This window comes from Phytobacter sp., from assembly GCF_059074235.1.
Genome location: NZ_JCACPZ010000008.1, coordinates 1,062,635 through 1,077,112, shown reverse-complemented (window position 1 = coordinate 1,077,112; position 14,478 = coordinate 1,062,635). Strand labels below are relative to the sequence as shown.

At 55.7% G+C, this 14,478-nt stretch carries 15 protein-coding genes; 11 read left to right on the top strand and 4 right to left on the bottom strand.

What is annotated here, in order from left to right; translation table 11 throughout:
- The 7 genes from hybA to hybG are packed head-to-tail and all read left to right on the top strand — an operon-like array spanning window position 1 to window position 5,403.
- Window positions 1-984: a hydrogenase 2 operon protein HybA gene (hybA, locus tag AC5JPW_RS22955; protein WP_494243377.1), complete on the top strand. Its 984-nt coding sequence runs from the start codon at window positions 1-3 to the stop codon at window positions 982-984.
- A complete protein-coding gene (gene hybB / locus AC5JPW_RS22950) occupies window positions 974-2,146 on the top strand; it encodes a Ni/Fe-hydrogenase cytochrome b subunit (RefSeq protein WP_494243929.1) in 1,173 nt (390 codons plus the stop codon). The genes hybA and hybB overlap by 11 nt, the downstream gene beginning before the upstream one ends.
- Window positions 2,143-3,846, top strand: coding sequence for a hydrogenase 2 large subunit (hybC, locus tag AC5JPW_RS22945; RefSeq protein ID WP_494243376.1), 1,704 nt, complete (start codon window positions 2,143-2,145; stop codon window positions 3,844-3,846). The genes hybB and hybC overlap by 4 nt, the downstream gene beginning before the upstream one ends.
- A complete protein-coding gene (locus AC5JPW_RS22940) occupies window positions 3,846-4,340 on the top strand; it encodes a HyaD/HybD family hydrogenase maturation endopeptidase (protein ID WP_494243375.1) in 495 nt (164 codons plus the stop codon). Before hybC ends, AC5JPW_RS22940 begins: the two co-directional genes overlap by 1 nt.
- The gene (gene hybE / locus AC5JPW_RS22935; RefSeq protein ID WP_494243374.1) at window positions 4,333-4,809 is read left to right on the top strand and encodes a hydrogenase-2 assembly chaperone; all 477 of its coding nucleotides are present in this window, start codon (window positions 4,333-4,335) and stop codon (window positions 4,807-4,809) included. The genes AC5JPW_RS22940 and hybE overlap by 8 nt, the downstream gene beginning before the upstream one ends.
- Window positions 4,802-5,146 carry a hydrogenase maturation nickel metallochaperone HypA gene (hypA, locus tag AC5JPW_RS22930; protein WP_494243373.1) on the top strand — a complete coding sequence of 115 codons (345 nt, stop codon included), beginning with the start codon at window positions 4,802-4,804 and terminating at the stop codon, window positions 5,144-5,146. Before hybE ends, hypA begins: the two co-directional genes overlap by 8 nt.
- Before the next feature lie 2 nt (window positions 5,147-5,148).
- Complete coding sequence (gene hybG, locus AC5JPW_RS22925; protein WP_494243372.1) at window positions 5,149-5,403, top strand: hydrogenase maturation factor HybG; 255 nt, start codon at window positions 5,149-5,151, stop codon at window positions 5,401-5,403.
- Here hybG and fucR read toward each other — a convergent pair.
- The 4 genes from fucR to AC5JPW_RS22905 form a co-directional block, all read right to left on the bottom strand.
- The gene (gene fucR, locus AC5JPW_RS22920; protein ID WP_494243371.1) at window positions 5,394-6,116 is read right to left on the bottom strand and encodes an L-fucose operon activator; all 723 of its coding nucleotides are present in this window, start codon (window positions 6,114-6,116) and stop codon (window positions 5,394-5,396) included. The two genes, hybG and fucR, sit on opposite strands and share 10 nt — an antisense overlap.
- Window positions 6,113-7,099 carry a diguanylate cyclase domain-containing protein gene (locus AC5JPW_RS22915; protein ID WP_494243370.1) on the bottom strand — a complete coding sequence of 329 codons (987 nt, stop codon included), beginning with the start codon at window positions 7,097-7,099 and terminating at the stop codon, window positions 6,113-6,115. Before AC5JPW_RS22915 ends, fucR begins: the two co-directional genes overlap by 4 nt.
- Window positions 7,100-7,232: 133 nt before the next feature.
- The gene (gene yghU, locus AC5JPW_RS22910) at window positions 7,233-8,099 is read right to left on the bottom strand and encodes a glutathione-dependent disulfide-bond oxidoreductase (protein WP_494243369.1); all 867 of its coding nucleotides are present in this window, start codon (window positions 8,097-8,099) and stop codon (window positions 7,233-7,235) included.
- A gap of 91 nt (window positions 8,100-8,190) precedes the next feature.
- The gene (locus AC5JPW_RS22905; protein ID WP_494243368.1) at window positions 8,191-8,745 is read right to left on the bottom strand and encodes a DsbA family protein; all 555 of its coding nucleotides are present in this window, start codon (window positions 8,743-8,745) and stop codon (window positions 8,191-8,193) included.
- 273 nt (window positions 8,746-9,018) lie between these two features.
- Between AC5JPW_RS22905 and cscK the strand changes: the two genes are divergently transcribed.
- The 4 genes from cscK to AC5JPW_RS22885 all read left to right on the top strand — a co-directional run bounded on the left by cscK (window position 9,019) and on the right by AC5JPW_RS22885 (window position 14,463).
- Window positions 9,019-9,945, top strand: coding sequence for a fructokinase (gene cscK / locus AC5JPW_RS22900; RefSeq protein ID WP_494243367.1), 927 nt, complete (start codon window positions 9,019-9,021; stop codon window positions 9,943-9,945).
- A gap of 152 nt (window positions 9,946-10,097) precedes the next feature.
- A complete protein-coding gene (locus AC5JPW_RS22895; RefSeq protein ID WP_494243366.1) occupies window positions 10,098-11,615 on the top strand; it encodes a carbohydrate porin in 1,518 nt (505 codons plus the stop codon).
- Window positions 11,616-11,683: 68 nt separating this feature from the next.
- Complete coding sequence (locus AC5JPW_RS22890; RefSeq protein ID WP_494243365.1) at window positions 11,684-13,054, top strand: sucrose-specific PTS transporter subunit IIBC; 1,371 nt, start codon at window positions 11,684-11,686, stop codon at window positions 13,052-13,054.
- Window positions 13,054-14,463, top strand: coding sequence for a sucrose-6-phosphate hydrolase (locus AC5JPW_RS22885; protein ID WP_494243364.1), 1,410 nt, complete (start codon window positions 13,054-13,056; stop codon window positions 14,461-14,463). Before AC5JPW_RS22890 ends, AC5JPW_RS22885 begins: the two co-directional genes overlap by 1 nt.
- Window positions 14,464-14,478: the final 15 nt, after the last annotated feature.

Here is a 14,478-nt window from a genome sequence, read left to right as displayed (position 1 = left end):
GTGAACAGACGTAACTTTCTGAAGGTAGCCTCCGGTGGGGCGCTGCTGGCCGGGAGTTCAGGGTCGGCTTTTGCTGCGGTGCACAATCGTCCCCCCATTCCGGGTGCGGTGGGCATGCTGTATGACTCAACGCTCTGTGTCGGTTGCCAGGCCTGTGTGACCCGCTGCCAGGATATTAACTTTCCGGCACGTAACCCGCAGGGGGAGCAAACCTGGTCGAATAACAGCAAGCTCACCCCATACACTAATAATGTTATTCAGATCTGGCGTAGTGGTAACGCGCAGCACAAAGACCAGCCTGACAACGGTTATGCATATATCAAAAAACAGTGCATGCACTGCGTGGATCCTAACTGTGTCTCCGTTTGCCCGGTTTCTGCGCTGCGAAAAGAGGCCAAAACTGGCATTGTGCATTACGACCCGGACGTCTGCACCGGCTGTCGTTACTGCATGGTGGCCTGTCCCTATAACGTACCGAAATACGATTACAACAACCCCTTCGGTGCGCTGCATAAATGTGAACTGTGCAATCAGAAAGGCGTTGAACGGCTGGATAAAGGCGGCTTGCCCGGCTGCGTAGAAGTCTGCCCGACGGGGGCGGTAATTTATGGCACGCGTGAAGCCTTGATGGCAGAAGCCAAAAAGCGTCTGGGACTCACGCCAGGCAGCGAGTACGGCTATCCGCGTCAGACCTTTGACGCTCGCGACCTGAACGTCCGCGAAGTGCCCAACTATCACCCTCATCTCTATGGCGAACATGAAGGCGGCGGCACCCAGGTGCTGGTACTGACCGGCGTGCCTTACACCTGTCTTGGCCTGCCAGAGCTTGATGACGTCTCCACTGGCGCACGTTCGGAAAACATTCAGCACACGGTTTATAAAGGGATGATGCTGCCGCTGGCGGTGCTCGCAGGGCTGAGCGCGCTGGTGTATCGCCATACCCGCAGTGATGATCATAAGGGAGGGGATGATGATGCATCATGATCCGCAGCCAATTGGCGGGAAGTTGCTCAGCAAATCAGTCTATATCTTTGGGCCGTTGATCGTATTGTGCGGGCTGCTGATCGTTAAGCGTCTGGTCTTCGGTCTGGGTTCGGTATCGGCGCTGAACGGCGGTTATCCGTGGGGGATCTGGATCGCATTCGATCTGTTGATTGGCACTGGCTTTGCCTGCGGCGGTTGGGCGCTGGCATGGATGGTCTATGCCTTTAACCGTGGGGAGTATCACCCGCTGGTGCGTCCTGCTCTGCTTGCCAGCCTGTTCGGCTATTCGCTGGGGGGGTTGTCGATCACCGTCGATGTGGGGCGTTACTGGAACCTGCCGTATTTCTATATTCCAGGGCATTTCAACGTTAACTCCGTGCTGTTTGAAACCGCCGTCTGCATGACAATTTACATCGGCGTGATGGCGCTGGAATTTGCCCCTGCGCTGTTGGAGCGTCTCGGTTGGAAGGTGTCGCTCAAGCGGCTCAATAAAGTGATGTTCTTTATTATTGCGCTCGGCGCACTGCTGCCAACCATGCACCAGTCGTCTATGGGCTCGCTGATGATTGCCGCCGGGCATAAAGTGCACCCGCTCTGGCAAAGCTATGAGATGTTGCCGCTCTTCTCGCTGCTCACCGCTTTCATGATGGGCTTCTCCATCCTCATTTTCGAAGGATCGCTGTTGCAGGCGGGGCTAAAAGGCAACGGGCCGGACGAACGCCATCTGTTCAGCAAACTCACCAACACCCTGAGCGTGCTGCTGGCACTGTTCCTGATAGCACGTTTTGGCGAGCTTATCTGGCGCAATAAACTCGCACTGGCCTTCGCCGGGGACAGTTACAGCCTGACGTTCTGGGCTGAGATTCTGCTGCTGGTCTTCCCGCTGGTGGTGTTCCGCGTAGCGAAACTGCGCACGGATGCGCGCTTCCTGTTTACCGGGGCGGTCAGCATGCTGCTGGGCTGTGCGCTGTGGCGCTTGTCCTACTCCTTGCTGGCCTTTAACCCTGGTGACGGTTACCACTACTTCCCGACGGCTGAAGAACTGCTGATCTCTATCGGCTTTGTGGCGATAGAGATTTGCGCTTATATCCTGCTCATCCGCGTATTACCCATTATTCCTCCTTTAAAACAACAACAAAGCCATGAGGCGAGCAAAGCATGAGTCAACGTATCACCATCGATCCGGTGACCCGCATTGAGGGTCATTTACGCATTGATTGCGAAATTGAAAACGGCGTGGTTTCCCGGGCCTGGGCCTCGGGCACCATGTGGCGCGGAATGGAAGAGATTGTGAAGGGGCGGGACCCACGCGATGCGTGGATGATCGTGCAGCGCATTTGTGGTGTCTGTACCACCACCCATGCCATTTCTTCCGTGCGAGCGGCGGAAAGTGCACTGAACATTAACGTCCCGCTCAATGCGCAGTACATCCGCAATATCATTCTGGCGGCGCATACGACCCACGACCATATTGTCCATTTCTACCAGCTCTCCGCGCTCGACTGGGTGGACATCACTGCTGCGCTTGAGGCCGACCCTGAAAAGGCTTCGGCATTGCTGAAAGGGATTTCGACCTGGTCATTAAACAGCGCCGAAGAGTTCAGCAAAGTGCAGCAGAAGATCAAAGCGCTGGTGGCAAGCGGTCAATTGGGGATTTTTGCCAACGGCTACTGGGGGCATCCGGCAATGAAACTGCCGCCGGAGATCAACCTGATTGCCGTGGCACATTACCTGCAGGCGCTGGAGTGCCAACGGGATGCCAACCGCGTCGTCGCGTTGCTGGGCGGTAAAACGCCGCATATCCAGAACCTGGCGGTGGGCGGGGTAGCCAACCCAATAAATCTTGACGGCCTGGGTGTGCTCAACCTTGAGCGCCTGATGTACATCAAAACCTTTATCGATCGCCTGGAGGATTTTGTCGAGCAGGTTTACAAGGTCGATACGGCAGTGATTGCGGCCTTCTACCCGGAATGGCTGAGCCAGGGTAAAGGGGCGGTGAACTACCTGAGTGCTCCGGAATTCCCGACCGATGCGCAAAACGGCAGCTTCCTCTTTCCTGGCGGCTATATTGCCAATGGCGACCTCTCGACCTGGCGGGAGATTAGCTCCCACCGCGATGAGTATCTGATTAAAGGCATTCAGGAGAGCGCGAAGCACGCCTGGTATAAAGACGAAGCACCGCAGGCACCGTGGGAAGGGACGACAATACCGGACTACACCGGCTGGCAGGATGACGGCAAATACAGTTGGGTAAAATCGCCGACGTTCTATGGCAAAACGGTGGAGGTCGGGCCGCTGGCGAACATGCTTAACAAACTGGCGGCGAAGCGCGAATCGACCTGGGCGAAGCTCAACGAAATCATTGCCATTTACCAGAAACTCACCGGTAAGACGATTGACGTGGAGCAACTGCATTCGACTCTGGGGCGCATTATCGGACGCACCGTTCATGCCTGCGAGTTACAACATATTCTCCAGCATCAGTACAGCGCGCTGATTGCCAATATTGGTAAGGGCGACCACGTGACTTTCGTGAAGCCGGATATCCCGGCGACGGGCGAGTTCAAAGGCGTCGGTTTTCTGGAAGCGCCTCGTGGCATGCTGTCGCACTGGATGGTCATTAAAGACGGTAAAATTGGCAACTATCAGGCGGTGGTGCCGTCGACCTGGAATGCCGGGCCACGCAACGCGAACGAGGAAATGGGGCCTTACGAACAGTCGCTGGTAGGGACGTCGGTGGCCGATCCACAAAAGCCTCTGGAAGTCGTGCGCACCATCCACTCCTTCGACCCCTGCATGGCCTGTGCGGTGCATGTGGTGGATGCGGACGGTAATGATGTGGTCTCGGTGAAGGTGTTGTGATGAGCATACTGGTTCTGGGTGTCGGTAACATTTTGCTGACTGACGAAGGGATAGGCGTGCGGGTCGTCGAAGCTCTCGAACAGCGCTATCTATTGCCCGAAGGGGTTGAGGTGCTGGACGGAGGCACGGCGGGCATGGAGCTTCTGGAAGCCATGGCAAATCGCACACACCTGATCATTGTTGATGCCGTGGTGTCGCGTAAAAGCGAACCCGGCGCGCAGATTATTTTGCGCGACGATGAAGTCCCCACGCTGTTCAACAATAAAATCTCCCCCCATCAACTGGGGCTGTCTGATGTGCTGTCGGCCCTGCGTTTTACCGATGAATTTCCCGGAAGCATTACGCTGGTGGGTGTCATTCCACTCTCGCTGGAACCGCACATTGGTTTAACGCCCGTGGTGCAGGCGAGTCTGGAACCCGCCCTGCAAGCGGTCATCACGGCACTTCAGTCAGTGGGCGTTACAGTGACGCCCCGGGAGGCAAACAATGTGTGAGGTCATCGGTTTCGCGGCTTCTCCACACGCCACAGTGCAGGCAGCATTTGAGAAAATTGCCCGAGAGCAGATGCGCGACTTGCCTTTTCTTCACCCCTCTATGCCGGTATTTGTACCGCCGTTTTCGTTGTTCGAAGGGCAGTGGGCTGGCTGCGTGCTGACACCCTGGACGCTGAGCCTGGCCCTGTTCCCCGGCCCGGATCAGGTGTGGCCGCGGCGCTTAGTGGGTGGGAAATTAGGCCTGAAACTGCCTTATGGCGATGTTGGATTCACCGTGGGTGAACTGGACGGTATTTCGCAATATTGCGCTTGCTCGTTGATGTCGCCACTAACACCAGAGTTAACGGCAGTGCAGGGCAAAACGCTGGCGCAGGACTGCGTGCGGATGATGCTTTCTCTGCCAGTGCGAGACCCACAACTCAGCCGTCGCGCCCTGTTTACCCGCCTGCAAGGAGCGGAGCATGCATGAACTCTCCCTCTGCCAGAATCTGGTTGAGATCCTGGAACAGCAGGCGCAGGCGCACAACGCTAAACGCGTCACTGGCGTCTGGCTGGAACTGGGGGCACAGGCCTGCGTGGAGGAGAGCGCTCTGCAGTTCAGTTTTGAAATAGCCTGCCAGGGTTCACGGGCGGAGGGTTGCCAGCTACACCTGGCGGTTCGCCCGTCGTCCGCCTGGTGCTGGGGTTGTAACCAGTCCGTCGAGGTTACGGAAGAGGGCGAGTGTCCTCACTGCCAGAGCCCGTCGCTACAGCGGGAAATCAATAACGAGATGCAAATCAAAAGCATCGAAATTCAGCAGGAGTAGCTATGTGTATCGGTGTGCCCGGCCAGGTTGTTAGCGTGGGGGAAAGTATTCACCATCTGGCGCAAGTGGATGTGTGTGGTGTGCGGCGCGAGGTCAATATCATGCTGGTTTGCGAAGGCGAGCCCGCGACGCTACTGGGGCAGTGGGTGCTGGTCCATGTAGGGTTTGCGATGAGCGTGATCGATGAAGAAGAGGCGCTGGCAACGCTGGCTGCCCTTGCGGAACTGGATCTGGAGTTTACCGAACCTCAGCGCTGAGTGGCATCGGGCTTCGCATCGGTGACCATCTGGGTGACCAGCGAGAGGTTGCCGATTTTGGCCTCGCCCGCCCGGTAAAACTTACTCTTATCAATCAGCAGCAGTGACTGATGCGCCCGCTTGAGCAACTGGGTTTTAAAGCGGGCGTTATTGTTGGTTGAATCCCACATTTCGCCCGTTGCATCGACGCCCTCGCAGGAAAAAATAAACAGGTCAATGTCCATTGATTTCAACATGGTGGGGAGCGCTGCGTTCACGTAACAACGGGATTTGCGATCCAGTTGCCCACCCGAGCAAATCAGATTGATATTTTCGCGACGCGCCATCTCCTGGCAAACCGGCACGCTATTGGTAAACACCGTCAGCGGGATATCCGGTAACTGTTTTGCCAGATGGAAACAGGTCGAACTGGCGTCCAGCGCCAGCGCCATTCCCGACTCGATCCAGTTCAGGGCATGGCGGGCAATGTCCGCTTTGTCGGCATAATGGCTTTTCAGGCGATTATAAAAGGGCTCACCGATGTCGTTCTGTGCATTGTGCAGTCGGCGTGCGCGGCCGTGACGGCGGATAATTTTTCCCTGAGTTTGCAGGGTCTTTAGATCGCGGCGGATGGTCTCAACACTGACGCCAAGCTGCCCTGCCAGCGCTTCCGTTGTCAGCATTTCGTGTTCTGCGAGGAGTTGCAAAAGCGTCTGCTGACGGGCGATTTTCATTGCGCTTGTGCCTCTCTGGGAGGCACCGAAAGCACCCGTTGCCCGACCGCTGCGCCATTTTTGCCTGAGTGTTTTATCTGATACATCGCCATATCGGCACGCTTGAGGGCGTTAACAAAATCATCGGCGGGGTGCACTTCATCAATGCCAATTGATGCCCCCACGGTGGCATCGCCATTGTCCAGTTCAAACGGCATCAGGGCGGCATGCAGGCAGTTATAAGCGGCGCTGTTAATCAGCAGACTGTTGACGGCAAAAGGAAGCAGCAACACGAACTCATCGCCGCCCAGACGCCCGACCACCGTGCCCTGAGGGCAGGCTTCGCGCAGGCGCAAACTCAGTTGAATCAATAACTCATCACCGCTGCGGTGTCCCAGGGTGTCGTTCACTACTTTGAAATCATCAAGGTCAATAAATGCGATGCACAGCGGACCGGCCTGCTTTAACTCATCAAAGTGTTTGAGCAGGGCATGACGGTTGGCAAGTCCTGTTAACGGGTCGTGGTTCGCCAGCGCGGCAAGCTGCTCTTCGTACTGTTTCTCTTTGGTCATGTCGATGTGGGTGCCGGTCACTTTTAATGGCTTACCGTTTTCATCCCACTGACTCACTCGCCCCCTGTCCAGTACCCAGGTCACGGTGCCGTTTTTGTGCTGCATGCGGTGCAGCGCTTCATAGAAGGGCGTTTTCCCCTCGATATGCCCATAGAATGCGTCGAGTACGCGCTCCCGGTCATCCGGGTGAAGATGCTCGCGCCAGACCTCAAAGCGTGCGCTGAGTTCTTTAGGTTGGTAGCCCAGCATCGATCCCCAACGGCGATTGAAGATAATCAGCTTTCCGCTCGGGATATCCAGTTGCCATAAACATAACCCGGTCCCGTCCAGTGCCGCGCTGAGCTTACTACGGGCGTCACGCGCTATCCGCACCAGGCGTGCGTTATGCTTTTTCAGATTCAAAATCTGCTGTTTTAGCGCGTTTTCAGACATTTGGCGTGATTATGAGTAAATATACGGCATTCTTACCAGTTATTTAGGGGATGTAAATATGGTGTGAAAAAAACAGTCGAACAGGATGGGGCGGGGAAAATTCCCGGGCACTGATCCGCCCGGGAGAGAAGGGTTAGCCGTTGCGTTTGTCTTCGGTGTTTGTGTCGAAGTCGCTGGCATCGTGACGCTCGTGCAACTGATCGCTCGGCTCACCAAAGGTGCGGTTGACCTTGCGTCCGCGAATCACCGCAGGGCGCGCTGCCACCTCTTTTGCCCAGCGCAGCACATTGGTGTAGCCGCTGGCCTCCAGGAAGGTATCGGCATCATAAACATTGCCCAACACGACGTTGCCGTACCACGGCCAGATAGCCATGTCGGCGATGGTGTATTCATCTCCCGCCACGAACTTATGCGCTGCCAGTTGTTTGTCGAGCACGTCTAACTGACGTTTGGCTTCCATGGTAAAGCGGTTAATGGCGTACTCAATTTTTACCGGCGCGTAATGGTAGAAGTGACCAAAGCCACCGCCAAGGAACGGTGCGGAGCCCTGTAGCCAGAACAACCAATTCAGGGTTTCGGTGCGCGCAGCGAGATCTTTTGGCAGGAAGTGACCAAATTTCTCTGCGAGATAAAGCAGAATGGCACCAGACTCAAACACGCGGGTCGGCGGCGTGGTGGAGTGGTCGCGCAGCGCAGGAATTTTGGAGTTCGGGTTTACGTCCACAAAGCCGCTGGAGAACTGATCGCCTTCGCCAATGCGAATCAACCAGGCATCGTACTCTGCCTCTTTCACGCCTTTTGCCAGTAATTCTTCCAGCAAAATCGTGACTTTCTGACCGTTCGGCGTGCCCAGTGAATAGAGCTGAAGTGGGTGCTTACCTACCGGTAATGCTTTCTCATGCGTCGCGCCGGAAATCGGGCGGTTGATATTGGCAAATGCGCCGCCGCCGGACTTATCCCACGTCCAGACTTTCGGTGGCTGATAGTTAGTGTCTGACATATTGACCTGCCTGTTCGTTAAGGTGTTGAAGCAGTGTAGCAGTCGTCAGGCAAGGATGTTGATCGCCCCACCTGTGATTCAATTCGGGATCTCAGGCCAGAATGCGTGCAGCCCAGGCGCTGATATCATCGCCGCTGCCCAGATCCGCCTGCACCAGTCCATTGACCATAAAGGTCGGGGAGACGTGGATGCCGTTCTGGCGGGCATATTTACAGTGCCATTTGATTTCAGCCTGCAGTTCCGGACGCGCAAACGCCTCGCCCAGTTTCACGCCGCTGTAGTTCTCAATGCGTTCAATAATCTGCTGCGGCGTGGCGTCCATATTCGGGCCACTGCAGTGATCGGTAAACTCAAACTCTTCGCGATGATCAGCAACCGCCTGCATCACTTTATGTGCGGCATCGCGCCCGTTGGGTAGCGTGGAGGCCGCGAGAATGCAGCGCACAATCACGCCGGAGAACAGATGCCAGGGCTGTGATTGCAGGCGAATCTTAACCGTCACCTTGTCTTCACCCACTTCTTTTAGCAGCGCATCCAGCTTGTTAAACGCGCGAACGGAGAACGGGCAGGTGGGTTCCAGAAAAACCTCGAAAGTGCGTGGGCCGTGGCCCCAGACCAGCGGCTCGGCATGTAACGGTTGGCTCATGTTCACTCCTGATGGTTAGCACGATGTTGTGACAAATACGTGAGTTGTGATGTGAAAAGAGAATATCAGGATGTGTTTTGGTGAGGCACTGGAATTAATGAATTTGTCTGCGGATAAGGAGTTAACCGCCCGAAAAGCCAATCCAACAGACGTACGTTCACGAGCGCTGAGCGTGAAATATCACACAAGTCATTTTGCAGTAACAACAGAATAGATTGATTTGCTAAACCGGTTTAATTAGATTTTAGCCATACATTCTATTGGGAGAAAACCATGTCAGCTCAAGTCTGGTGTCTGGGTGACGCCGTTGTGGATCTGTTGCCTGAGGGAAACGGCCGGCTCATGCAATGCGCAGGAGGAGCCCCGGCCAACGTCGCCGTCGGCATTGCAAGACTGGAGGGAAACAGCGGCTTTATTGGTCGTGTGGGGCAGGATCCGTTTGGCAAATTCATGCAAGACACGCTGCGTCAGGAAAAGGTGAATACTGAGTTTATGACCTTTGACGACGCGCAGCGAACCTCTACCGTGGTGGTGGCGCTGGACGATGAAGGCGAACGTTCGTTCACGTTTATGGTGCGCCCCAGCGCCGATCTTTTTTTGCAGGCCAGCGATCTGCCCACTTTTCAACAGGGTGAGTGGCTGCATAGCTGCTCCATTGCACTCAGCGCGGAACCGTCCCGAACGACAGCGTTATTTGCCATGCAGCGTATGAAGGAGACGGGGGGCTTCGTCAGTTTTGACCCTAATATTCGCGCCGATCTCTGGCAGGATCCGCAGGTGTTGCATCGTTGTCTGGCCTTCGCCTTTGAACTGGCTGACGTGGTGAAATTGTCGGAAGAGGAACTGGCCTTTATGACGGCCTCAACCGATTTGCACACCGGAATGAAAACGCTGGTAAAGCGCTTTGCGATCAAACTGTTGCTGGTTACCCAGGGCAAAGCAGGTGTGCTGGCCCTGTTCCAGGGTGACATCTTCCACTATCCCAGTACACCCGTGGTCAGTGTGGATACGACCGGGGCCGGGGATGCCTTTGTTGCCGGATTGCTGTGGCGACTGGCGCAGACAGGGCTACCCAAAAATGAGCCTGAGCTGGCGTCGTATCTGAAAAGCGCCCAGAAGTGTGGTGCACTGGCGACCACGGCGAAAGGGGCCATGACCGCGTTACCCCGGCTTGAGGCGCTGATAGCCCCACAGAGCTGATTTACATCTCGATTTGCGACCCTCCTCACATTCACTAAACCGGTTTAGCAAATTTGTTTGCGCGTTGAAATTAACCTTGATTATGATTCGCAACTAAACCGGTTTAGCAAAATGTTCAGTACTCTTACCTCTTTCATCGGGACGCAAAAACAATGAGAAAAAGCACGCTCGCTATCACGCTGGGTTTATTAATGGGATCGGGTTCTGCGCTTGCGGCAGATGCAGGAATGGGCAGCATCGAGGCACGTCTTGCCGCACTGGAGCAACGCCTGCAGGCCGCAGAACAACGAGCCACTAACGCAGAAAAACGAGCACAAGCTGCGGAGTCACAGGCCAAAAACCTGGCCACTGAGCAGCAGAAAACGCAAAACACCACCGCGGAGGTTGCGCAACGCACCACGCAGCTTGAGCAAAAATCCTCGCAGGAAGGTGGGTTTGAATTCCATGGTTATGCCCGTTCGGGTCTGCTGATGAGCGACTCTGCGGCTAAAACGCAAGGTGGGCCAGGGATGACGCCAGCGGGTGAAACCGGTGGTCACGTCGGGCGTCTGGGTAATGAGCCGGATACCTATGTCGAGATGAACCTTGAACATAAACAAACGCTCGCCAGCGGTGCCACCACACGCTTTAAAGTCATGCTGGCTGACGGGCAGCGCAGCTACAACGACTGGACGGCATCGAGCAGCGATCTCAATCTGCGCCAGGCGTTTACTGAACTGGGCCATCTGCCCACGTTCACCGGGGCATTTAAAGATTCCACCGTCTGGGCCGGTAAACGCTTTGACCGCGATAACTTCGATATCCACTGGATTGACTCGGACGTGGTGTTCCTCGCCGGGACCGGGGCCGGTATCTATGACATGAAGTGGGGCGATAACGCACGCAGTAACTTCTCGCTCTATGGTCGTACTTTTGGCGATATTGAGAACAGTGAAAACAATGCTCAGAACTATATCCTGACGTTGAACAACTACTTTGGTCCGGTGCAGGCGATGATCAGCGGCATGCGTGCGAAAGACAACGATGACCGCGTCGACATTGACGGCAATAAAGTGAAAAGTGATGCGGCTAACACCGGTGTTCATGCGCTGTTAGGGCTGCACAACGACAGCTTCTACGGTCTGCGTGACGGCTCATCTAAAACCGCGCTGCTTTATGGTCATGGCCTTGGTGCTGAGGTGAAATCGGTGGGGTCCGATGGCGCACTGTTGCCACAGGCTGATACCTGGCGTCTGGCGACCTACGGCATGACGCCGCTGGGTGGCGGCTGGCATATTGCGCCGGCGGTGCTGGCACAGAGCAGCAAAGACCGCTACGTCAAAGGCGACAGCTACGAGTGGGCGACCTTCAACATGCGCCTGATTCAGGAACTGACGCAGAACTTCGAGATGCAGTATGAAGGCAGCTATCAGTACATGGATCTCAAACCTGAGGGCTACAACAGCCGCAACGCGGTAAACGGCAGCTTCTACAAACTGACCGTGGCGCCAACGCTGAAAGCGGGCGATGTCGGTGAGTTCCTGAAACGCCCTGAACTGCGTCTCTTTGCTTCCTGGATGGACTGGGATCACAAGCTGGACAACTATGCCAGCGATGATGCTCTTGGCAGCAATGGCTTTAAGTCTGGTGGCGAATGGACCTTCGGCGTGCAGATGGAAACCTGGTTCTGATAATCAAGCCCCGTTAAGGGGCTTATTACGCGCTAATTATTATAAATTTATATAAAACAGAGGCTTATATGGACTTCGAACAGATTTCCCGGTCGCTATTACCGCTGCTGGGCGGCAAGGACAATATCGTCAGCGCGGCGCATTGCGCCACGCGCCTGCGACTGGTGCTGGCAGAAGATGCCAAAGCAGACACCACCGCGATTGGCAAAATCGACGGCGTGAAGGGCTGTTTTCGTAATGCCGGGCAGCTACAGGTGATTTTCGGCACGGGCGTGGTGAACAAAGTCTATGCCGCGTTTATCAAGGAGGCGGGCATTGGTGAAACCAGCAAATCGGAAGCCGCTGCTATCGCCGCCCGCAAACTGAATCCTTTCCAGCGCGTGGCCCGTTTGTTGTCCAACATTTTCGTGCCGATCATCCCGGCGATTGTGGCCTCGGGTTTGTTGATGGGGCTGCTGGGGATGGTGAAAACCTACGGCTGGGTGAACCCGGAGAATGCGCTTTACATTATGCTGGATATGTTCAGCTCGGCGGCATTCATAATCCTGCCGATCCTGATTGGTTTTACCGCAGCGCGGGAGTTCGGCGGTAACCCTTACCTGGGGGCGACGCTGGGCGGGATTCTGACCCACCCGGCGCTAACCAACGCCTGGGGCGTGGCTGGTGGGTTCCATACCATGAACTTTTTCGGCCTCGATGTAGCGATGATCGGCTATCAGGGCACGGTCTTCCCGGTGCTGCTTGCCGTCTGGTTTATGAGTATCATCGAGAAGCAGCTACGCCGTGTCATTCCTGATGCGCTGGATCTGATCCTGACGCCGTTTTTAACCGTCATCATTACCGGTTTTGTCGCGCTGCTGATTATCGGCCCGGCAGGTCGCGCACTGGGCGATGGCATCTCCTTTGTACTCAGCACGCTCATCACTCACGCGGGCTGGCTGGCAGGGCTGTTGTTCGGCGGGCTTTATTCGGTGATTGTTATCACCGGCGTGCATCATAGTTTCCATGCTATTGAAGCCGGTTTACTGGGCAACCCGTCTATTGGCGTCAACTTCCTGTTGCCTATCTGGGCGATGGCCAACGTTGCTCAGGGCGGTGCCTGTCTGGCGGTGTGGTTCAAAACCAAAGATGCCAAAATTAAAGCCATCACGCTGCCGTCGGCGTTTTCAGCCGTACTCGGTATTACGGAAGCGGCAATTTTTGGTATCAACCTGCGTTTTGTGAAACCCTTTATTGCCGCGCTGATCGGCGGGGCGGTCGGTGGTGCCTGGGTGGTTTCGGTGCATGTTTACATGACCGCAGTCGGCCTGACGGGGATTCCGGGCATGGCGATTGTGCAGGCCAGCTCACTGCTGAATTACGCTATCGGGATGGTGATTGCCTTCAGCGTCGCCTTTGTTATCTCTTACCTGCTTAAATACAAAACGGACTCAGAATAATGACTTCATCAACCCTGTTACCGGAGATTTTAGTGTCAGTGCTTAAGGGCCAACCGAAAGCGCTGCGGGACAATCACTATCCGGCCTGGCATCTGGCCCCGGTGACGGGGTTGCTGAATGACCCTAACGGATTTATTCATTTTCAGGGGCGGTTTCATCTGTTCTATCAATGGAACCCGCTCGGCTGCCAGCATACCCACAAATGCTGGGGACACTGGAGTTCTGTGGATTTGCTGCACTGGCAGCACGAGCCGTTAGCCCTGATGCCTGTTGACGAGTATGACCGCAGCGGCTGCTACTCCGGCAGCGCGGTCGACAATCAGGGCGAACTGACACTGTGCTACACAGGGAACGTGAAATTTGCGGATGGCGGACGCACGGCGTGGCAGTGTCTGGCGGTGCAAAACGCCGAAGGGGGCTTTGACAAGCTTGGGCCAGTGATAGCGTTGCCGGAGGGCTACACCGGGCACGTCAGAGATCCCAAAGTCTGGCAGCACGAAAACCAGTGGTACATGGTGCTGGGCGCGCAGGATCTGGCGCTGCAGGGCAAAGTGCTGCTGCTTCGCTCGGATGATTTGCACCACTGGCAGTCGCTTGGCGAGCTGGCGGGAAGCGGCCTCGGCGGTTTGGGGGAAGCAGGGTACATGTGGGAGTGCCCGGACCTGTTCACCATCGGGGTGGATACTTTCCTGATTTGCTGCCCACAAGGGGTTGCTCGCGAAGAGTTCCGTTTCCTCAATACACACCCGAGCGCTTATCTGAGTGGCACCTCCTCCCCTGAACAAGCGACGTTCGAGCACGGTGCGCTGCATGAACTCGACGCCGGGTTTGAGTTTTACGCCCCGCAAACCACCCAAAGCGCCGACGGTCGACGTCTGCTGGTGGGCTGGATGGGCGTGCCGGATGGCGAAGAGATGCGCCAGCCCACGGTCGCGCAAGGGTGGATCCACCAAATGACCTGCATACGCGAGTTGTCCTCACATGGTGGCAAGCTGTATCAGCAGCCGGTGCGGGAGTTGCAGGCGCTACGTGAAGAAGAACACTATTTTACCGGACGCGCAGATAACGCCCCGGTTATTGACGCCCAGCGTCTGGAACTGGTGATCGAGAGTGAAGGCGACCTGACGCTGAATTTCGGCGATACATTGTTTTTGTACTGGCATAAAGATCAGCTGCGTCTCGACCGTCGAAGCCTGGAAAACGACGAGTGGCTTTCTCGTTACTGGCAAGGGGAAGCGTGCACATTGCAGATCCTCTGCGACCACTCCAGCGTGGAAATTTTCATCAATGACGGTGCTGGTGTGATGAGCAGCCGCTACTTCCCGTCACATCATGCGCAATTAACCGTTGGAGGAAGCGGAGAACTGCGGGTGCAATACTGGTCGTTACGCCCTTGCATGGTAGAATAAGAGCTTGTTTCATTA